19 protein-coding genes and 1 tRNA gene are annotated in these 20,122 nt (G+C 53.1%); 8 read left to right on the top strand and 12 right to left on the bottom strand.

The window, feature by feature from the left end; genetic code table 11:
• Nucleotides 1–839: 839 nt before the first annotated feature.
• The 5 genes from ACFSSA_RS11680 to ACFSSA_RS11660 form a co-directional block, all read right to left on the bottom strand.
• Nucleotides 840–914: transfer RNA gene (locus ACFSSA_RS11680), tRNA-Asn, on the bottom strand.
• A 156-nt stretch (nucleotides 915–1,070) separates the two neighbouring features.
• Nucleotides 1,071–1,922, bottom strand: coding sequence for a 3-keto-disaccharide hydrolase (locus ACFSSA_RS11675; protein WP_386820631.1), 852 nt, complete (start codon nucleotides 1,920–1,922; stop codon nucleotides 1,071–1,073).
• On the bottom strand, nucleotides 1,919–2,764 hold the full coding sequence (gene panC / locus ACFSSA_RS11670; protein ID WP_386820630.1) for a pantoate--beta-alanine ligase: 846 nt from the start codon (nucleotides 2,762–2,764) through the stop codon (nucleotides 1,919–1,921). The genes ACFSSA_RS11675 and panC overlap by 4 nt, the downstream gene beginning before the upstream one ends.
• Before the next feature lie 52 nt (nucleotides 2,765–2,816).
• The gene (locus ACFSSA_RS11665; RefSeq protein ID WP_386820629.1) at nucleotides 2,817–3,407 is read right to left on the bottom strand and encodes a CDP-alcohol phosphatidyltransferase family protein; all 591 of its coding nucleotides are present in this window, start codon (nucleotides 3,405–3,407) and stop codon (nucleotides 2,817–2,819) included.
• Nucleotides 3,408–3,469: 62 nt separating this feature from the next.
• Nucleotides 3,470–4,171, bottom strand: a complete 702-nt coding sequence (locus ACFSSA_RS11660) for a D-Ala-D-Ala carboxypeptidase family metallohydrolase (protein ID WP_386820628.1) — start codon at nucleotides 4,169–4,171, stop codon at nucleotides 3,470–3,472.
• A 282-nt stretch (nucleotides 4,172–4,453) separates the two neighbouring features.
• On the opposite strand from ACFSSA_RS11660, the gene ACFSSA_RS11655 reads away from it, so the two are divergent.
• A complete protein-coding gene (locus ACFSSA_RS11655; RefSeq protein ID WP_386820627.1) occupies nucleotides 4,454–4,813 on the top strand; it encodes a DUF488 domain-containing protein in 360 nt (119 codons plus the stop codon).
• Nucleotides 4,814–4,822: 9 nt separating this feature from the next.
• Here the strand turns inward: ACFSSA_RS11655 and lnt are convergent, their stop codons facing one another.
• The 4 genes from lnt to leuC are packed head-to-tail and all read right to left on the bottom strand — an operon-like array spanning nucleotide 4,823 to nucleotide 9,487.
• On the bottom strand, nucleotides 4,823–6,616 hold the full coding sequence (gene lnt, locus ACFSSA_RS11650; RefSeq protein WP_386820626.1) for an apolipoprotein N-acyltransferase: 1,794 nt from the start codon (nucleotides 6,614–6,616) through the stop codon (nucleotides 4,823–4,825).
• Between the two features lie 3 nt (nucleotides 6,617–6,619).
• A complete protein-coding gene (locus tag ACFSSA_RS11645) occupies nucleotides 6,620–7,405 on the bottom strand; it encodes an HAD family hydrolase (protein ID WP_386820625.1) in 786 nt (261 codons plus the stop codon).
• 22 nt (nucleotides 7,406–7,427) lie between these two features.
• A complete protein-coding gene (leuD, locus tag ACFSSA_RS11640; RefSeq protein WP_386820624.1) occupies nucleotides 7,428–8,030 on the bottom strand; it encodes a 3-isopropylmalate dehydratase small subunit in 603 nt (200 codons plus the stop codon).
• Between the two features lie 32 nt (nucleotides 8,031–8,062).
• The gene (gene leuC / locus ACFSSA_RS11635; protein ID WP_386820623.1) at nucleotides 8,063–9,487 is read right to left on the bottom strand and encodes a 3-isopropylmalate dehydratase large subunit; all 1,425 of its coding nucleotides are present in this window, start codon (nucleotides 9,485–9,487) and stop codon (nucleotides 8,063–8,065) included.
• Nucleotides 9,488–9,635: 148 nt separating this feature from the next.
• Here leuC and holA point away from each other — a divergent pair, with 148 nt between their 5' ends.
• The 3 genes from holA (at nucleotide 9,636) to ACFSSA_RS11620 (ending at nucleotide 12,768) form a co-directional block, all read left to right on the top strand.
• The gene (holA, locus tag ACFSSA_RS11630; RefSeq protein ID WP_386820622.1) at nucleotides 9,636–10,772 is read left to right on the top strand and encodes a DNA polymerase III subunit delta; all 1,137 of its coding nucleotides are present in this window, start codon (nucleotides 9,636–9,638) and stop codon (nucleotides 10,770–10,772) included.
• Between the two features lie 80 nt (nucleotides 10,773–10,852).
• Nucleotides 10,853–11,971, top strand: a complete 1,119-nt coding sequence (locus tag ACFSSA_RS11625) for a Zn-dependent alcohol dehydrogenase (protein WP_386820621.1) — start codon at nucleotides 10,853–10,855, stop codon at nucleotides 11,969–11,971.
• A complete protein-coding gene (locus ACFSSA_RS11620) occupies nucleotides 11,968–12,768 on the top strand; it encodes an alpha/beta hydrolase (protein WP_386820620.1) in 801 nt (266 codons plus the stop codon). The genes ACFSSA_RS11625 and ACFSSA_RS11620 overlap by 4 nt, the downstream gene beginning before the upstream one ends.
• A gap of 13 nt (nucleotides 12,769–12,781) precedes the next feature.
• Here the strand turns inward: ACFSSA_RS11620 and ACFSSA_RS11615 are convergent, their stop codons facing one another.
• Nucleotides 12,782–13,198, bottom strand: a complete 417-nt coding sequence (locus ACFSSA_RS11615) for a protein kinase family protein (RefSeq protein WP_386820619.1) — start codon at nucleotides 13,196–13,198, stop codon at nucleotides 12,782–12,784.
• A 132-nt stretch (nucleotides 13,199–13,330) separates the two neighbouring features.
• Nucleotides 13,331–15,853, bottom strand: a complete 2,523-nt coding sequence (locus ACFSSA_RS11610; RefSeq protein WP_386820618.1) for a DEAD/DEAH box helicase — start codon at nucleotides 15,851–15,853, stop codon at nucleotides 13,331–13,333.
• Nucleotides 15,854–16,056: 203 nt separating this feature from the next.
• Here ACFSSA_RS11610 and ACFSSA_RS11605 point away from each other — a divergent pair, with 203 nt between their 5' ends.
• The 3 genes from ACFSSA_RS11605 to ACFSSA_RS11595 all read left to right on the top strand — a co-directional run bounded on the left by ACFSSA_RS11605 (nucleotide 16,057) and on the right by ACFSSA_RS11595 (nucleotide 18,263).
• Nucleotides 16,057–16,890: an FKBP-type peptidyl-prolyl cis-trans isomerase N-terminal domain-containing protein gene (locus ACFSSA_RS11605; protein ID WP_386820617.1), complete on the top strand. Its 834-nt coding sequence runs from the start codon at nucleotides 16,057–16,059 to the stop codon at nucleotides 16,888–16,890.
• 145 nt (nucleotides 16,891–17,035) lie between these two features.
• The gene (locus tag ACFSSA_RS11600; RefSeq protein WP_386820616.1) at nucleotides 17,036–17,206 is read left to right on the top strand and encodes a hypothetical protein; all 171 of its coding nucleotides are present in this window, start codon (nucleotides 17,036–17,038) and stop codon (nucleotides 17,204–17,206) included.
• A 37-nt stretch (nucleotides 17,207–17,243) separates the two neighbouring features.
• Complete coding sequence (locus ACFSSA_RS11595; RefSeq protein ID WP_386820615.1) at nucleotides 17,244–18,263, top strand: hypothetical protein; 1,020 nt, start codon at nucleotides 17,244–17,246, stop codon at nucleotides 18,261–18,263.
• A gap of 32 nt (nucleotides 18,264–18,295) precedes the next feature.
• Here ACFSSA_RS11595 and ACFSSA_RS11590 read toward each other — a convergent pair whose 3' ends face one another.
• Entirely contained in the window at nucleotides 18,296–19,522 is a 1,227-nt protein-coding gene (locus tag ACFSSA_RS11590; RefSeq protein ID WP_386820614.1) for a 6-phosphofructokinase, read from the bottom strand.
• A gap of 122 nt (nucleotides 19,523–19,644) precedes the next feature.
• On the opposite strand from ACFSSA_RS11590, the gene ACFSSA_RS11585 reads away from it, so the two are divergent.
• On the top strand, nucleotides 19,645–20,109 hold the full coding sequence (locus ACFSSA_RS11585; RefSeq protein WP_386820613.1) for a hypothetical protein: 465 nt from the start codon (nucleotides 19,645–19,647) through the stop codon (nucleotides 20,107–20,109).
• The last annotated feature ends 13 nt before the right edge of the window (nucleotides 20,110–20,122 follow it).

Raw genomic sequence — 20,122 nt, 5'->3', positions numbered from 1 at the left:
CCGCCCCTCTCCTTAGACAAACACCAGCCACGTTAGCTCTAGTTTAGAACTGTCCAGAAAATGGGGTCAGGCCACGTGCCAAATCTTTGACGTTAGCCAAATAAATGAAACATTTTGAACCATTCTTGCTGGTTGCCTTGCTCGCAAGCGTCGGTGTTTATCGAGCATTTAGCTATCAACGGACTTGGCGGGTTTAAGGGCGGCAGCCCTTTTCAATAATAATAGTTGGTGGCTCAGTTCCCGAGAAACGCTGTATCAACGAGATCAGGGAAGGAATTGTTCTAGAGCCGATGAAGCAAGGCAATCGTTCGTTCTTCCTCAAAGAAGATATTCAATCTTACCTGGTTAAACTGAAACGCAAGATCTGACGAAGCTCGTAAGCTGCTATCTATTTAATGGTGCCGCAGTCGTCTCGATGTTCAACAAGCTGCACCTCTTCAAGAAAGACCTGAGCCTTGTAGGAATCCCATACAAAGACCTCAACGGGCGCGTTTTCGACCTTCATGCAATGCGAGTGACATTCAACACCCGTCTAGCCAATCACGCGTCCCTACACGTATTGCGATGCAGGCCATGAGGCACTCTGACGAAAAGCTTACCACGAAGGTTTACACTGATACGGCGCTGCTTCCGATTGCTGCCCAGATTCGCGCCCTTCCTGCTCTCCAATCCCCAGGGCAACTATCACTCATACTTTCACACGGATTGGGAATAGAGGGAAATTCCGCGACACAGCGTAACATAGAAGAGCGAACCTTGGAAGAGATGGAAACCCTACAGAATAAAGGGTTTGAACTCGGTCTGACACACTCTGACCTGTGGTGTGTCGATCTATCAAATGGCTCCGGCGGTAGGGATCGAACCTACGACCTAGTGATTAACAGTCACCCGCTCTGCCGCTGAGCTACACCGGAATTTGATTTGCGCCGCGAGGTGCGACGTGGGCGGAAGATGGTATTTATCGGGGTGTTCTTGCAAGGGAAAAATGCCTTTAAAATGATTTTTTTCTCCCTGCTGCTTCCATCCGATTAAAATAGGACGAATTCCGCTTAGCGACATTGGAAGGAGGACTACTCAGCAACGAGTGCAGCGAGTTTTTCGGGGAATTCGGTGAGTGGTTTGATGGTGATATTTTTATAAAAGACCTCGGCTGCTTCCGATTGGATCTGGAGTTTGCCCTTTGTGAGCGGCTGATCCTTCATCTTTGCGTTGGTGAGAGCCATGTTCGGTATGCCATTGACGACGAAAACCGCGTCGTCGCCAAGAACGTAGAGCTCAATGGTGTTCCACTCGCCATTTGGCTTGTCCGCATCGGTGGACGCTGCTGTATAGCCGCTGGTTTCCCGGGGGACTGCAGTGGGATCGTAGACGTGAGGCCCTTTTCCGGCTGGATTGGGAACCGCGCGGATGGTGGCTTTGGTGCCGGCAAGAGGAATGAAATCCCCGCAATCGTGTTCCTGGATCTGGCATTCGAGAGAGCTCATCCAGACGTTCCAAAAGCTGGCGTGCTTTCCGGTCGCGTGGAAAAGAAGTCCGGAATCGCGACGCTGGTTGAGGCGGGGTTCCCATTTTTTCTCGCCCCATTTCATCTGCAAGGAGAGGTGATAGTTTTCAAACTCTTCTTTTGAGCTGAGTGCTCCATAGATCTGACCGGAGACGTGCAAGACGGTTTCGTCGCCTTCTTTGATCGTAGTGAAAACCTTTAGTGGATCGTTCCCAAGTCCCAATGGCACGCCATTCATGCCGTCTTTGCTGGTCGATTTTTCACCTCCCGGAACTTCGACCGATTCATGGGGAACGCCGATGAAAACCTCCCATTGCGAAAGGGAATCGTCGAGGAGTGGTCTCGCAGCTTCTTCTTGAGCGAAGAGGGTAAGAGTGGAAAATCCGAGAATGGTGGTATAGATCAGTGGTTTTTTCATGAGTTTTGAGGATGTGCCGGGATGGAAATATGATCAATCAGGCGGACGTCTCCATAAAATACCGCGCAGGCGAGAATTGTGGGAGCAGATAAATCCGGGGCAGGAGTGAGAGTGTTGGCATCGACAAGTGAGAGGTAGTCGATTTTTGCATGATCCGAAGCTTCGATATGCGATTTCGCTGCGGCGAAGATGTCGAAGGCTGAGGTAAACTGCCTGGCGGCAGAAAGGGCTTTGAAGATACGGACGGCATCCGCGCGGTGCTCAGGGGTGAGACGAGTATTGCGTGAGGACATGGCAAGCCCATCAGGCTCGCGGATGGTAGGGTGGGGGATGATTTCCACGTCGAGATCAAGGTCCCGGACCATGCGCCGGATGATTGCAAGTTGCTGGAAATCCTTCTCGCCGAAAACTGCGGCGGTGCATTTGGTAAGGTTGAAAAGTTTTAGAACCACCGTGCAAACTCCATCGAAATGACCGGGACGGGTGGCACCGCAGAGATTTTCGGATAGGGATTTTTCGGTGACTGTGATTGAGCGATCCGGAAAGTAGACTTCATTTGCTTCCGGAGCAAATACCCCATCGGCTCCATATTTTTCACAGATTTCAAGATCCTCGGCGAGGGGGCGTGGGTATTTCTCCAAATCGCTGGAGCGGTCAAACTGGATCGGGTTGACGAAAATTGAGACGATCACGATGCCATCTTTTCCGGCGTGCTCACGGGCGAGCGCGATGAGGCTGGCGTGGCCCGGGTGAAGCGCACCCATGGTGGGCACGAGAATGATTTTTTCTGAACCAGAAGAGAGATAATTTCTCAGCTGAGGCTTGGTATTGGCGATCCACATGCGGTTAAGTTGATGAAATTCCGGATTTGCAGCAATAGGCAAGCGTTCTGTCCTAGCGACCTCCGGAGGATGCGGGAGGATGGAGAATATTCCAGCCTTGGCGGATGTAACTCCACATCGACAAAACAATGAAAAGCCCGGCGAAGGTGCAGGGATAGATTGGAGAAAGGGGGATGGGACCGAGCATCATCCAGCCAAGCACGACAAAGAGGCTGACTGTGCAAATTTTCCCAGTCCAATGCGGGATGATTTTCACGGTGAGTTTTCTGGCTGTGAGGTAACGGATCCCCGCGAGGATGATCGCATCCCGAAGTAGCACAATGATGGTAAACCAAATCGGGAGCCGCCATCCTGACGCTCCCCAGTCGTAGAAGGTAAGCACTAGAATCGCGCTGGTGACGAGGGCCTTATCTGCAAGAGGATCCAGGTAAGCTCCAAGATCTGAGCGTTGATCGAACTTTCGTGCGATCCATCCGTCGACCCCGTCGCTGACTGCCGCAGTGATAAAGACTGCCAATGCCCACCAGCGATAAATAGCTTCCGGAGCGCCACTGTGGGTGCTCATTCCGTAACGGATGGCAAGGACGGAAAAAACTGGAACCAGAAGTATCCGGCAAACAGTAATTTTCGTGGCAAAGGTCATGCCACGGATGGTAGCAGCATGCGGGAGAAAAGAAACGTGTTTCCCGCGGTGGAGACCGGCTATTACCAGTTCACATTCTGCCCCCGGGTATCGACGTGGGTGAAGGTGCTGTAACTCCCGACTCCACCTTTGAACAACCCGCGGTCACGCAGGCTTCGTGCCGCTTTGGTGACATTATAGGCACTCGTCTCAAACTGGACATCCACCGCGACATTGGCCTGGTGCCAGGAGCGGGCTTTTGCACCAGCACAACGGGCGTTGTATTGAGGTGAACGATAGGCGGAGACGATCTCTTTTACCGGCACGTTCATCACCGTAGAAATGTGATCCACCACCCGGAGCGTGTAGCCCATCCGTGTCCACCATTCCCTAGGCGGTAGAGAGTTCCAAACGGTGCCCCGCTGCTTGGCGTGTGCCGAGATGACATCCTGGGCGCTAATATTCTTCATTTTCAGCGAGTTAAGATATGCAGCGTATTCATTGAGGTTTCTGCCTTGAAGGCGAACCCATTCCTGAGGAAAGCCACCGATATTCTGGCTCGGCGAGGAGATGCTCCTGCTGGCGGAATTTACCTTCACAATCGGAAGCTCATCCTTCTTTTTTCCGAACCAACCAGCACTGGCGGATAGGGATGACGCGCAGAGAGCCGAAGTCGCCATACCAAGAGTGCCGATAACTTTGCGGCGGCTTGTGAAAGAATCCGAGGCATTGGCAAGTATTTCAGACTGGAAAACGGCGGTTTGTGGCACTCTGGAATCTGACATAAAATAGAAAAATTGAGGGATAAGCTCGGTTGAAAGGTTTGTTGGGATTTATTGCTTTTTAAAGCTTCAATCGTGCCAATGGGCGCACTGATGAATCTATCGGGCTCAAAAAACAGGGCTAGACAACCAGAAAAAATAATTGTCACAAGTATAAAAGACCAGAAAATGCCCGAGATTCCGGCGTTTACTTTGTAAAACTCGTTTGCATTTTGTTGCCTCCATCGCATTTTTCAACAGACGGTCGATCCTGGTTTTCGTCGTTGTTCATCTTCCCGGTCAGCTATGGAAATCTATCTCAAACGCGCTTATGAATTGGCTTCCGCAGAAGATGGTCTGCGCATTCTGGTCGATCGATTATGGCCGCGTGGTGTTTCCAAAGAGGACTTGAAAATAGATGTCTGGCTGAAAGAAATCGCTCCCAGCGAGAAGCTACGCAAGTGGTTCGGGCACGAGGCCGCTCGTTGGAAAGAATTTCAGGAACGCTACTTGGAGGAACTGGAGAAGAACCGATCTGCGATGGCAACGCTCAACGAATACATCTCTCAGGATACCGTGACGTTGATTTATAGTGCGCGGGACGCCGAACATAATCATGCGATCGTGCTCAAAGGATTTTTGGAAAATCAGAAGAAATCCGGCTGAGCTAGCTGGCTATTGAGGTTTGATGCGAGACCGGAACCTACCCGGCTCAGCCGCAGGCAAGGCGCCATAATTTCTGAACGTGATGGCGAGAATCAATCCTGCCAGGGAAAGTCCGATAATTCCCCAGTCTCCGATCAAGGCATAGAGTGAAAAGCTCGGACGGACAGGGATCCTGGATTCCACCAAAAGGCTTCCGCGGAGAAACGAGCTGCCGGTTCCGTCTGCGATGATTTGCTGTTTTCCCGTCGCCGGATTCACGCTGGAACCAATTGTATCGATCGCCGCCGTCACTCCGGTATTCGCACAGCGCAGCATCGGCCGGCGAAGCTCGATTGCGCGGAATTTTGCATTGGCGAAGTGCTGGGCCGCGGCCGGAGATTGCTTGAACCAGCCATCATTGGTGAGGTTTACGATGATTTGTGGCGCATTGCGGACAAACTTCCGGGTGAGGCGAGGCACCGTGTCCTCGAAGCACACCGATGGAATGATCTGAATTTCCCGGCCTTTCACTTCGACGCTGAGCGGATCGAGTGAAGGACCTGCCGTGAACGAGCCGTTGTATTCGGCACCAGCCTGCTGCTCATAAATTTCTTTCAGCCAGGGAATTGTGTCTACCAAAGGGATGGTCTCTCCGAAAATAACCAGGTGATGCTTCCGAAAAGTTTGCAGCGAATCGTCCGGAGACTGAAAGACGATGGAATTGTAAAAACGGGGATTCTCTTTCTGGAAAAGGCCTTCCGGACGGGCCTCGCCTTCGATCTCTACCGCCCCATAAATCAGCTCGAAATTTTCGCCGCCGGCACGGACCCGGGAGATCGTATCGTTGTTTTCGCGCCAGCTGCCCCATTCTCCATCGTCTGTGCGGATAATTCTTCCGGTAAGCGCTGTCTCCGGCCAAATGACCCAATCCGGACTGCTCAGCTCAATCCCGCCCTCGCTGTTTTGCTCGATCGCCTGCTGAAGTTTTTTCTCATCTTCTGCGGAGATTTTCTTCAACGCATCAATGGTTTCATCCTCATAGCCCATGTGGACTTGCTCCGCCGACCAAAGAACCGTGGAGCCTTCGTGTGGGATATTCAATTGCACCAAAAGGCTTTTCACCGTAATCGATTCCTTCCCGCCTTCCATGGCGATGCGGAGGATGCCATAGGTGATTAGGAGGCCTACACAGAGAGCGGTTGCCGCAAAGTCCCATCGAGGGCGGCGGATCCCATCAATCCCGGTTTTCATCAGCCGGTGGGCGACCTGCACCAGTACTGCCTGGAAAAAGACCAGCATTAGCGACAGGCCGGCGATGCCCAGAATATCCGCAGCCTGGGAGATGACCAAGGTGTCGTGAAACGCAACGCCGAGACCGTTCCAACCAAAACCGGTGAACAGCCATCCACGGAACCATTCCAGCCCTGCCCAGACGGATGCGTGGACAAACGCCAGAAAAAGTGCCCGCAAAGGTGTTTCATCGACACCTTCCTTCCGGTGCCAGGGGTTCCCGAGAGTCGCAGCGATGGCGGCAAAAATTCCCCAGTAGATGGCGAGGTATCCTGCCAGCACGACGGGGCCGAGCCAGGAAACAGTTCCCAGCCAGGAAACCTGGATGCCGTAGCTGATGGCTCCTGCCAGCCAGCCGATCAGAAAGCCTTTTTTCGCCCGATGTTTTCCGCTTAGGCTCCAGACGGAGATCAGTAGCGGGATCATGCAGATCCAGGCTAATGTTGCGAAGTTGTATGGCGGAAAGAGACCGGCGACCATCAATCCGGTGGAAACGATGGCGAGAAATCTCAGGTAAAACGATCGTCCGGGCATGGTTTACAATTTGGCAGGGTTTTTCCCCAGTGCGAGGAGAAGTGCCAGGATGCGCAGAGCTTTTTCCCTGGTGGATTTCCAAGGTCTTTCCGGCTGCAGAATGGTCCAGCCATTTTTTTCCGCGAGAGCTAGCAGCGGTGGCTTTGGGTTTACCACTGTCGCGCGATCGCAAATCGCCAGCATGGGCAGATCCGCGGTGCTATCAGTGTAGCCGTGTGAGTTCACGAGCTTGCCCTCCGTAAAATAGGATTCCGGCAGCAATTGATGGAGCCGGGTGACCTTGTTGACGCCTTTGTGGTTGGTGAGATCGGCAAACAGGAAGTCATTTTCCAGGACGGTCCCCAGAGAAATATCGAAGCCGAGCAACCTGCCGACTTCCGCCGCATAGCACTCCGGGCTGGCTGAGCTGAGAATGGTGAGATGACCCGCGGAGCGATGCTCTTCCAATGCCCCGACAAGCTCCGGATAGATGCTTGGAAAGAGCTTCAGCGCAAATTCGCGGGAAAGCTCCTGGAGACGATCCGGCGGCATTTTCCATAAGAAGCAGTGGAAGACCCGCTTCATATTTTCCGTTCCCAGCAATGGAGCAAAGGGTAGGAATGCGAGGAAAAGCGGGACGGAGAACAACCTGAGCGGCTCCGCACGGAGCACATGGTGTCGAAAAAGCAGCTGGCAGTCCCAAGCCAACAAAGTTCCGTCCATATCAAACAGCGCGATGCCGGACGGTGGTGTGTCTGGCAGGCTCATTTGATAGGACGGTGCACCGTGGGTATCACGGCGGTGGATCAATTTCTTTTAGGCAATACGTTGACTAAACGTAGTGCAGTGCTTTGGCCCGTTCTTCAATGGCGGGGCCGTTGTCGAGGAGCTCCTGGATCGGATCCCAGCGGCCGGACACCAATGCCTCACGGGAGGATTCCGGCATTTTCACGGAGAACTCAAGGCCATCGCAGGTGCTGACTTTGAGGTTCACCACATCGATGGTGATCTTGGTTTCCGGCTTGCTTTCCACGGCTGCCCGGAGGGATGCGATATCAGCTGCGGATGCCATCACACATGGCATGGCCAGGGTGGTGGAGTTTCCATAGAAAATTTCTGCAAACGATTCGGCGATGACGGCATTGAAACCGTATTTTTTGAGCGATTGCGGAGCGTGCTCGCGTGAGGAGCCGCAGCCAAAGTTTACACCGGCGATCAGGATGGAAGCGTCTTTGAAGCGTTCGTCGTTGAGCGGGTGGTTGGTTTTCGCACCGGTTTCGGAATTGAAGCGCACGTCGTAGAATGCGAATTCTCCGAGACCGTCAAAAGTCACGCATTTCATGAAACGCGCCGGGATGATGCGGTCGGTATCAATGTCCGCGCCCGGGATGAATACGCCAGTGCCGGAGACTTGAGTTACAGGATCGAGAGCCATAATAGGTATAAAGTTGGAGTTGTAGGTGTGAATTAGGCTACGGCGGAAGTTTCCGAGAGGTCGAAGAGTTCACGGGCATCCGTGACAGAGCCTTTAATCGCTGCGGCGGCGACCATTACGGGAGACATAAGAATGGTGCGTCCTGTCGGTGATCCTTGACGGCCTTTGAAGTTCCGGTTCGAGGAAGAAGCGCAGAGCTGGTCTCCGATGAGTTTGTCCGGGTTCATGGCGAGGCACATGGAGCAACCTGCGGCGCGCCATTCGAAGCCCGCCTCGCGGAAAATTTCCGGAAGGCCCTCTTGCTCGCACTGGATGGCAACGATCTGGGACCCGGGAACAGCGATGGCTTTAACGTTTGCCGCGACCTTGTGGCCTTTGATGTATTTCGCGACTTCGCGGAAGTCGGAGATGCGTCCGTTGGTGCAGGAACCGATGAAAGCGACATCAATTTTTACACCTTCAATAGGGGCGCCTGCAGGAAGTTTCATATATTCCAGCGCTTCCTCGATGGATGCTTTTTCCTCCGGGGATTTTGCGGTGAGCGGATCAGGAATATTCTCAGATATTGAAATGCCTGCATCCGGAGAAATTCCCCAGGTGACAGTCGGCTCAATCTCGGCCGCATCGATTTTTACGATATCGTCGAAATGAGCATCCGCATCAGAGGCAAACGAAAGCCAACGGGCAGCAGTTTCATCGAAGTTTGCATTGTCGACATAGGGACGGCCTTTGAGGTAGGCGACGGTTTTTTCATCGGGATTGATGTAGCCGCAGCGTGCGCCGCCTTCGATGGACATGTTGCAGACGGTCATGCGCTCTTCCATGGACATGCGTTCGAAGACGTCGCCCGCGTATTCATAGGCGTAGCCGATGCCTCCGTTGGCGCCGAGAAGACGAATGATGTGAAGGATCACGTCCTTCGCGTAGACGCCCGGGCGGAGATCGCCGTTGACCTCGATGCGGCGGACTTTCAGCTCCTGGAGGGCGATGGTCTGGGTGGCAAGAATATCACGGACCTGGCTGGTGCCGATACCGAAAGCGATGGCTCCGAAGGCACCGTGGGTGGCTGTGTGGGAGTCGCCGCAGGCAATTGTGGTGCCGGGCTGGGTGATGCCTTGCTCGGGACCGACGACATGGACGATGCCTTGCTTGCCGGATTTGAGATCGAAATAAGTCACGCCGAAGTCATCGCAGTTTTTCCGGATCGCCTCGATCATCTCTGCAGCGAGTGGATCCGCGGGCTGGTCCTGGTTTTCCGTAGGGACGATGTGATCGATGGTCGCGAAGGTGCGTTGAGGGTATTTCACTGTCAGTCCGAGATCGCGAAGCATCCCGAAGGCTTGTGGCGAAGTTACCTCGTGAATAAGGTGTGTGCCGATAAACAGCTGCGTGCGGCCATCACCTAGAGTGCCGACGCGGTGTGAATCCCAGACTTTTTGAAACAGACTTTTTCCCATGACTTGATACCACCGTGGTTTGCGGCGGGGCGGGAAGATGCATAGAACCGGGCGAATTGTCCAAGCCGAAGTTATTTGCCTCACTTTTTGATTCTCTCCGGGAGGGAAATCTCTTTCTTCGGGCGCGTCATCCCGTTAAACCCTCCGCGTGCCTGCCAAATCGAAATCCCCTGTAAATAGCAATTTTCACGTGATTGTGGGTAGTGATGAGGGCCTCGTGCGCGAGGAGGCGCTTGCGCTTTTCAACAAGCTCACTGGTGGAAACGACGATGGCTTTACCCATGAGACCATTGATGGCAATGCGGATAATTCCGAGAGCGCCTACCAGCTTTGCTCCAGCGCGGTCCAGTCTCTCATGACGATGCCGATGTTCGGCGGCGACAAGGTTGTCTGGTTGCGGAATGTGAATTTTCTGGGAGATGATGTAACAGGCCGGGCCCAACGGACGGAGGCCGGCGTTGAGGCCTTGCGGGGGACCTTGGAAAAAGGCCTGCCGGAGGGTATCAAATTTTTGCTTTCCGCGGACAAGGTCGATAAACGCCGGGCGTTCTGGAAGTTTCTTGATAAAAATGCCTCGGTCAGAAGCTATGATAAAATCGATGTCAGCCGGGATGGCTGGCAGGATGAGGTCGGGAGATTGGTCGAGGGCCGGGCGGATGAGCTTGGACTGACCTTTGAAAATGAAGCTCTCGAGCTTTTCATCATGCTTGCCGGAGAGCAGTCCAAACAGATCGCCAACGAGTTGGAAAAACTTGATCTTTATCTAGGTCGGGAGCGTCGCGAAGTGACAGAGGACGATGTCCGCGCCTTGGTGCCGCTCAGTCGTGCGGCCGTGATTTTTGAGACTGGAAAGGCGATCCAAACCGGAAATGTTGCCAGGGCGATCCAATTGGTCGACGAGCAACTGGAAGCGGAGGAATCGGCCATCGGCATTATGCGGGCCTCGATTATCAATGTCGTCCGCAATCTCTATATGGCGAAGTTGATTCTGGAAAAGTTCAAGGCTCCATCCAGGAATTATTCGGCTTTTGCCGGAGCTCTCAACAAACTTCCAGCCTCCGAGCGGGGTTGGCTTCCCCAGAAGAAGGATGGGTCGGGAGTGAACGTTTATCCTATCTTTCTCGCTGTCCAGAACGCAAAAAACTTTGATCTCGCAGGGCTCCAGCATGTGATGGAACAAACCCAGAAGGCAGATCAGGCGCTGGTCACCACGGGCTTGGACCATCGGTTGGTTTTGCATCGTCTGATTGCGGAAATTGCAGCCGCACGAAAAGTCAAAAGATAGTATGTGGTATTTTATACGCTTTTTTGTAGGTATTTCTGGTGATTCTCTGAGAGGTTTGTATCACTTCGAGGAGTTTCACTATGTCTATTCAATCTAGAGCAGCAGTCGCCGACGGAAAAGGATCCTTCACCATTGAGGATATCGAAGTTCATCCTCCGCAGCGTGACGAGGTTCTGGTGACGATCAGGGCGTCGGGTGTTTGCCACACGGATTATGATTCGCTGAACTGGGGCGGAAATTTCGTATTGGGTCATGAAGGTGCCGGGATCGTCGAGGCGATCGGTGATGGGGTGGACCATGTGAAAGTCGGCGACAGAGTTCTGCTAAACTGGGCGATCCCGTGCAAAACCTGCTATCAGTGCCAGAGTGGCAACCAGAATATTTGCGAGACGAATTCCCAGGTGACTGGGAGAAATCCTGATGACGGAGCGGCCCGCCCTGGAGCCACGACCTGGCGCGGGGAGCCTATCGGGCGTTCGTTTAATATCGGAACACTCAGCAGCCATACTGTGGTTAGGAAAGAGGCGGTAATCCCGATGACTGTGGAGATCCCCTTTGCATCTGCCTGTATTCTTGGTTGCGGTGTGATGACTGGCTACGGATCTGTGGTAAACGCTGCCAGGCTTCCGGCGGGCAGTAGTGCTGTTGTGCTCGGAACGGGAGGTGTCGGGCTCAACTCGATCCAGGCGGCGCGGATTTCTGGAGCTGCGAAGATTATAGCGGTGGATGTGAACGAGCAGCGGTTGGAAATGGCCCGTGAGTTCGGCGCGACACATACCATTTTGGCATCGCGGGAAGACATCGGTCTTTTGAAAGCGGCGGAGGATGTGAAGCAGCTCTGCGGCGGGCGTGGGGCGGATTTTGCATTCGAGTGCACGGGGATCCCTGCGCTGGGCGCGGCTCCCTTGGCTATGGTCCGAAATGCTGGAATGGCGGTGCAGGTCTCCGGCATTGAGCAGGTCATCCAGTTCGATATGAACTTGTTCGAATGGGATAAAATCTACATTAATCCGCTATACGGAAAATCTATTCCCGAGCAGGATTTTCCGAAGCTTTTGGAGCTATATGAGCGTGGTTTGCTGAAGCTTGATGAGTTGATTACCCGCACCTATCCGCTGGAAAGCTTGCAGCAAGCTCTGGATGATATGTTGGCCGGGCGGAATGCGAAGGGGGTAATTCTTTTCGATGTGCAGTCATGACTTCTGGAAAATCATATTTCCGGACTACGGAAACCGGCGAAATTCCCTGTGAGGGTGGAGTCCTCAGGATGGTTACCGTGAAGAGCCCGTCTCTCGGAGGGCGCGGCGATCTTTCGCTCTATATTCCGCGGCAGGCAAACGACCGGGCTGATGTGCCGGTGGTAATTTTGCTCCATGGGGTTTATGGAAGTCACTGGGCATGGGCGCTTTCGGGGAAGGCTCACACGACTCTCCAGTCAATGATCGATTCCGGCTCGCTGCCTGCGATGATCCTGGCAATGCCATCCGATGGTTTGTGGGGCGATGGCAGTGGATACGCCGCGCATTCCGGCAGGGATTTCGAGGCATGGATCGCAAAAGAAGTTCCACAGGCGGTGAGCGAGGTAACTGGAAACTCCCCGCACTCCCCCCACTTCATCAGCGGGCTTTCGATGGGTGGATTTGGCGCACTGCGGATCGGCGCCAAGTATCCGGAGCGTTTCAGAGCCTTTTCCGGTCATTCATCGATCACTTCGACAAAAGATATGCCACTTTTTGTCGAGGAACCCCTGGATGCCTTCGGGCCGGAGCTGCATGTCGTGGAACAAATTTTGGAAAACAGGGAGAGGATTGGCCCATTTCGTTTTGACTGCGGGACGGAGGATCTTTTGATCGAGCAGAACAGACGGCTCGCCCGCCAGCTTCAAGCCGAGGGAATTGATTTCAGCTATCAGGAATTCCCGGGAGGTCACGAATGGACCTATTGGGAAGAGCATATTGCGAAATCCTTTGAATTTTTTGCCTCCGTTTTCAGCTAATGCGGGAGGCGGGCTACTTTGATTCCGTGGGTGGCCGCATAAAATTCAGAAGCTCTACGGCGAACCGGATGTCCTCTTGCTTAATCATCTTGCCGGCTTCGGGATCAATCCCGGGATTCTTGATTACGCGTTCTTTTTCATCCCGGAAAAGATCATATTGAGCCATGTCTTTTTGCTCACTGGTCAACTCCGTAGAGACGGGCTGGGAGGCCTTTACTCTCTCGATCTCCGGAAGCGTGGGATTCTCGTAAGTGAGGAGAAAAATGCTCGCCCACAGAAATAACAAAATAACTGGAATTCCGATCACCCAGCCGACCCTCGATCCTGTTTCCTTGAGCTTTCTTTGTTTTCTCAACTCAGCTTCTTGAAGTAACTCGGAAAGCTCTTGTTCGCCGGATTCGGCCAAGGATTTGTGATTTCCTGAGTCCACTTGGGCAAATTCTATGTGCAGGGTGACAGGCTGTCAAAGCTTTCACTTTGAGGGAAGCTCAGGAGAGCGGGGATGATTCAAACAGTAAATTTGGAATTGGTTTCCATTCAGGAAACCCGGGGAGTCTTTGTTCTAAATTGCCTCGAATCCTTGCAATCGTAAAACCGGGGCGGACGTTTCATCGGACTTTTCCAAATCCAGCTCAAGGATGACTAAAAAATCATTCAAGCCTTCTTCATCAATGAGGGTTTGCTCGATTCTCCAGAGTTTCTTCCCAGGGATTTCCTCGATCTTCGTGTGCTTCATATTGCGCGCCTCGGGATCGAGTCGGATAAATCCATGCGTTTGGTGATACTCATCCATGATGCCGGCCAGCTGCGGGATGGTAAGATCGCTCGCTACGGCTGCGAGCGCCGCTTCGTAATTGTATTGGGAGAGCGACTTTACAAAACTTAGCACGGCGGCGCGTGTGTCTTTGATGAATGCTTGTTTTCTTCGGGTGTAGGGGACCGCTCTTTGCTCATGACGATCTTGTTTCTGCTCGGGGATGGACTCCGGGTTGCGCATCTTTTCCCATTCATCCAGAAGCGAGGAATCTGTCGCACGGAGCATTTCCTCGAAATAGCTCTCCGCTTCCAACAGCTCTTCGGTTTTCAGGGATGGAGGAACGGTTTGCGCGAGTATTTTGTAGACCTCCGATAGATGCCGCAGCAGCACTGCCTCGCTCCGTTCCAAACCGTAGGTTTTGATATAGTCCTCGAAAGAGCTGTAATCCTCGAACATTTCCCTGGCGATCGATTTTGGCCGGACGGAAGCCTCTTTCGCCCACGGATGGCTGAGGACAAATTCATTGTAGGTATCGTAGATGAAATCTTTGCCTGGCTTCGGGTGCTCTACCTGATCAAGCGCATCCATTCGCGCGTCGTATTCGATGCCGTCCGCTTTCATTTCCGAGACGAGCTTATCCTTCGCTTTGTCCACCTGTTTGCGAAGGACCTGGGCGGGATCCTCGACAATCGCCTCTGCCAGGGAAATCACATTTAGCGGATAGGCGGGATCCTCGATATCGAGACGGGGAACGGTTTCCACCAGATACAATCCTAGGGCTTGATTGAGCGAGAAATCGTCCTGGAGCTCAATATTGAGCGCGATTTTTACTGGGCCGGAGCGTTCCGCTTTGGGGATGATTTTGAGGATATTGCCTTCGACCAATCCGCGGAATAGCTCAAAGGCACGTTTGCGTAATGCCGCTTTTTTCGAAGAGGTTTCGTGGGAGTCCCGGATGATTTTCCGTAGGGCTTCACAGCCATCTTCCGTGCTCCGGGAAAGGACATTGAGCAGCATTCCGTGCCGCATAACGAAGGAGGAACTGAGCTTTTCCGATGGTGAATCAATAAGCTTGCGGAAGGTGTTTTCATCCCAGTTAACAAAACCTTTCTCAGGTGGCTTTTTCTTCTGTGCCTTGGATTTTCCGCCTTTGGCTGCAGCCTTTGCCTCTGCTTTGATATTGGCAATGACGTGCTCGGGAGCCTGTGCAACCACATAGCCGACATCGTCGAACCCACGACGTCCCGCCCGTCCGGCAATCTGCTTGAAATCCCGGACCGCGAGAGTTTTCGTGGACTGGCCTCCGTATTTGAACAGCTGGGTGAAGACGACGGTGCGGATCGGGACATTTACACCGACCCCGAGCGTATCCGTGCCACAAATCACTTTCAGCAAGCCTTTTTGCGCAAGCTTTTCCACGAGGGTCCGGTATTTCGGGAGGAGTCCGGCATGATGAAGTCCCAGTCCGTGACGGAGTAGTTTCTTGATTTCTTTTCCGTAGGGACTACGGAAATCGGCGTCGAGCAGCAGCTCGTTGATTTTTTCTTTCTCTTCCTTGGTGCAGAAGTTCCGGCTCATGAGGTCTTGGGCGGTCTTCGCGGCGGCGAGCTGGGAGAAGTGAACGAGATAGATTGGAGCCCGGTTGGCTGTGACAAGTTCTTCAATTTTCTCCTCCAGAGCGATCGTTGAAAAATCGAATTCAAGTGGCACGGGGCGATTCTCGGATTTCACGAGAACCGTAGGCGCTTGGGTGAGATCTGTGATGCATTTCTGGAAAAATTCCGTATCGCCGATTGTTGCGGACATCAGAAGGAAGCGCGCATTGGGAAGTGTCAGCAGGGGAATCTGCCAGGAAATTCCCCGCTCGTGGTCCGAGTAGTAATGGAACTCGTCCATGATGATATCGTCCGCGGGAGCAGCCGAACCTTCGCGCAGGGCGAGGTTTGCGAGAATTTCAGCCGTGCAACAGATCACCGGAGCGGTGGCATTGACCGTCGCATCTCCCGTAATCATTCCGACGTTTTCCGGTCCGAAGGTGTTGCAGAGAGAGAGGAATTTCTCATTGGCGAGAGCCTTGATCGGAACGGTGTAGTAGCTACGCCGCTTCATGCAGATCGCGCGGAATTGCAGAGCGAGCGCGACCAAGGATTTTCCGGAACCGGTGGGAGTGTTGAGAATGACATTGTTCCCCGCGAAAAGTTCGAGAATCGCTTCTTCCTGATGATCGTAGGGCGTGGTGCCCGTGGTTTCAAGAAAGCCTAGAAAGACATCTAGAATTTCATCGGACGATGAAGGGTCGGAAAGGTTTTCGGGAGAAAGAAGAGGCATCTGCGGAAGACTTTAGGGGTAATTTCCCAAACTCCAAGAACAGGGACCGCATAGCCGGGGAAAAATGGAAAACGGACCAAGTATAAAGCACCCGGGGTGTTTCTTTGTGGAAAGAAGAGGATGATTCTTTGCGTAATTTGTCTGAAAGCCGTTCTGGACAGGCTGGGAGACGGCTCCTAGTGTGCGCGGACATATTAACAATTATGAGAAACTCCCTAAACAATAGTGCCGCTATCATGGGCATCATCGCTCTTGCGGCAGCTGGATTTGCAACAGCTCAGGAAGCTCCCAAAGAGGCAGCCCCGACAGCTGAAGCGGCAGAAGCCGCACCAAAGGCAGATCCAAAAGAAACCAAAAATGACTCCTCTTACGCCCTCGGTTATCGCACCGGTGGTGGTTTTGCCCAAGAATTCGGCCGTTATGGCGTAGGACTAGACGATCTTGAAATGGAAAATTTCGTGAAGGGCTTCACTGCTGCTGTCAAAGGCGACCGTCCGGAGCTTGCCGATGAGCGTCTCCAAGAAGCCATGGCGGCTTTCGGCGAAATGCTCCAGGCACGTGAAAAGGAACTGGCGGCATCAAACCTGGAGGCTGGCAAAAAATTTCTTGAGGAAAACGGCAAGCGCGAAGGCGTCACCACAACCAAGAGCGGTCTTCAGTATGAAGTGCTCGAAAAAGGAGGCGAAACCAAATACGAAGCACCGAAAGAAGGCGAAACTGCTGAAAAGCAATTCATGGTCAATTACAAGGGCACGTTGATTGACGGCACCGAGTTTGATGCGTCTCCGGAAGGTTCTCCGGTTCCGATGACCCTGCAAGTTGTCGAAGGTTTCCGTGAAGCTCTGACCACGATGCCAGTTGGTGCGAAGTGGAAGCTGTTCATTCCTAGTGAGCTCGCCTATGGTGAGGAGCGTCGCAGTGCGGAAATCGCCCCAAACACCACTCTGGTTTTTGAAATCGAACTTGTCGAAATCAAGGACGCACCTCCGGCTCCTGCAGGTGGTGGCTTCCCGATGCCAATGCCACAAGGTCAATAAACTGGCTGCGGTGTTATCGAATACCGAATGATCTCCAGGCCTTCACGGATTGATTCCGTGGAGGCTTTTTTTATTAGCATAGGGAAAAGGCTATTAAATTTAGGCGTTGGTGATCATGCTTGGTATACAACGAAGTTGATTTGCTATGTCCAGATCCTGGAAGAAATTTTTATCCATCCTGTTTCACCTGATTGTCCTTGCTGGAATGGTAATGGTTTACGACAGCCTTATCGATTTCGCGAAGAATATGGGCTGGGTATCTTCCAAACCTGCTTCCTCCGAGAAGGCAGAAGATGAAAAGCGCTCGACATATTGATAGTTGGGGCGCTGCTACGGATTCTTTGAGAAAGACTATGAGAACTGCGAATTTGTTATCCACCTGTGCGCTCTTCTGCGCGTTGCTTGCTGGCTGCGAGAAAGCCAAAATGTTTACCGATGAAGTGCAGGCAAAGCTGGCGGGGAAGGCTGCATCCGGGTTGATGGAATTAGGCGGTCCCGAGATGGATCCGGAGCTGGAAGCGCTCGTGGATAAAACCGATGAAGGATATCTGTTCCGCAGGGATATAAGCTTTCCCCAGGAGATGGACATTCGCGCGGAAGAGGTCATCGCTTTTGATGAATGCCAGGTTTTTGGAAGGTCCCCTTATGGAGGGGTGAAGGATCGGCTCAGCCTGACGAATCGTAAAATCAGGTTCTACAAAAGGCGCTCCGGCAGCATCGATTGCACCATTGAGGTGGATCAGATCGAAAAAGCGCTTGATGAGAAAATGAGCGAGGAGGAGAGAGCTTCCGCAATCACGAAGAGCAAGGACGCAGGTGCACAGGTTTCGTTCAACTACACCGGTGGATCATGGACGACCAGGAAAACAACAGATTTTGCCAAAGCGATGGCGAATCAACGCCATGAGAAAGAGCTGGATGTCCGTTTGTCTGAGGATGGACTGATGAGCAGAGCCCGGTGGTTCGGCCAGAAGCGGATCAAGATGGGAAGCAAGGTCCAGCTTTCCGTAGACCTGTTGGATTTGGTCTTCCCCCGTGGGACGGAGGGTAGCGCTACGATGACTCTAGTGGGAATTGAAGGGGTGCACGGGCATCCATGCGGCATTTTTGAGATTACCGGCAATCTTGATTTCATCGAGCCAGCTACGCAGGAATCCTTGGAGGCAGACGGCAAAACATCTTTGGAATCCGGCAGCAAGGTTTGGCTCTCGCTTCTCTATCCGGTGGTTCTGCGGAAAGATCTTCACACGGTGACCACTCTGAAATTCGGTGAAGTGAAGAATGGGGGAGGAATCATCAGCGGTAAAATGAAACTGACCACGCTTCTTGATTGGCAGATCGCCAGTAATAAAAAAGCCGCTGCTCCAGAGTAGGAGCAACGGCTTTGCGGGAAGCTGATGAAGTATTATTTGTGAAGAATTTTCGGCACGACCGGCGCACGTAGACGATGTGGCTCCGGAAGATTGGAGCCAAGCAAAGGACGGCAATAGTTGTGGAAATCCTGGGTGACACCGTTGCCAGCTTCGTTGATGAAGTTGTCAGGCATGTGGCGGGTTTTGCCAGCGACTTTGGCGATGTCAACAAGCTCGTAGTCCACCGAGTAATCAAGGACCGGACGTTTGATGGCCACGGAGCCATCAACATTGTCCCACATTGCGAACTGAACTGCTTTTTCGCCCACTTCACGTGCTTCACGCGCATCGCGGTCTGACTGAATGCCCATGAAGGAACGTTGAAGGTAACCGAAGGTATCGGAGCGCACCCGCTTGATCTTGAGGCCGTCACGAATGGTGTCCGCAAGAAGGTCACCGAGGGCACCCGTGCCGGAAAGCTGGACATTGCCATGAGAGTCCCGCTCTTCCTTGCCGAGAAGCTTGACGATCATCGGAGTGCCTTCTTTGTCGGAAATTCCTTCTGAAACGGCGATGGTGCAGAGACCATGCTTTGAGTAGACGCGGTCGACATCGGCAAGCAGTTGCTCGGTATCGAAATGGCGCTCCGGCATGTAGATTAGGTGCGGGCCGTCATCAAAATATTTCTGTGCCAGAGAGGATGCGGCGGTAAGGAAGCCGGCGTGACGACCCATGATGCAGCCGATGTAGACGCCTTGCAGGGCCCGGTTATCGAGATTCACACCCATGAATGCCTGGGCGACGAAACGGGCAGCGGAGCCGAAGCCCGGGCAGTGGTCGTTTTCCATAAGATCGTTGTCGATCGTTTTTGGAATATGGATTGCGCGGAGCTCGTAGTTCGCAGCCTTGGCCTGCTCGTTGACGATGCGGACCGTGTCGGATGAATCGTTTCCGCCGACGTAGAAGAAGTAACGAATATCATGGGCTTGCATGACCTTGAACATGCGCTCGCAGTATTCCTCATCCGGCTTATCACGGGTGGAAAGAAGTCCGGAGGACGGGGTGCCGGCTACCTGCTCGAGATTGTGGGTGGTCTCGCGGGTGAGATCGACGAAGTTTTCGTTGATGATACCACTGACGCCGTGAACGGCTCCGTAGATGGAGGTAACCTGCGAGAATTTGCGAGCCTCAAGGGCTACGCCAACGACACTCTGGTTAATAACTGGTGTGGGGCCGCCGCCTTGGGCGACGAGAACTTTTCCTTCGAGGCGATTACTCATAACGCCGCGAGGATTCACAAAACGATGGGTGCGGGAAACTCTAAACTTCAGATTTTCGGTTTATCCGAAAACTCCCCGAAACCAGCTGGAAAGGCGGCCAGTTATGGTATTTTGTCTGTTGTATGCAACCGTGCCCGTATCTTCCGCAAGCCTACACAGACAGGCCGCTGAGGCATGGGGAGGGGAGGGGTGCCGGCTTTTATTACGATGCCCTTTGTTTTGCCCAGGAATATTGGATCAAGAAAAAGCCAGCTCAAGCGATCCTACAACTTAACAAAGCGTTCTCTGCTGATCTCAGGGGCGATGAGGTGATACTAAAGACCTGGCCCCAGCCTTACGCGGCGCTCGAGTGGATAATGGCGAATGCTGCTGATGGCAGCCATGGTTTTCTGGGTAATCCCGTGCGACATTTCCAACATTTGGCCACCCGTATGAGTGGGCCGCGCCGGGAAATCCGGGTTCGGCGTGCGTGGTGTTGCTTTTGGATTGCCCGCCGGGCGCTGGAAGGCCGGGGGGATTTCCCGTTGGATGGCCGACAAATCGCCAGGGAAGGGATCCATATACCGCGGGATCCCGGCCCGGTGTGAGAAACGTCGGCGG

This window comes from Luteolibacter algae, from assembly GCF_042683045.1.
In the GTDB taxonomy this organism is placed as follows: Bacteria; Verrucomicrobiota; Verrucomicrobiia; order Verrucomicrobiales; family Akkermansiaceae; genus Luteolibacter; species Luteolibacter algae.
Note: the sequence above shows the minus strand (reverse complement) of the source record. Positions and strands in the feature narration are given on the sequence as shown.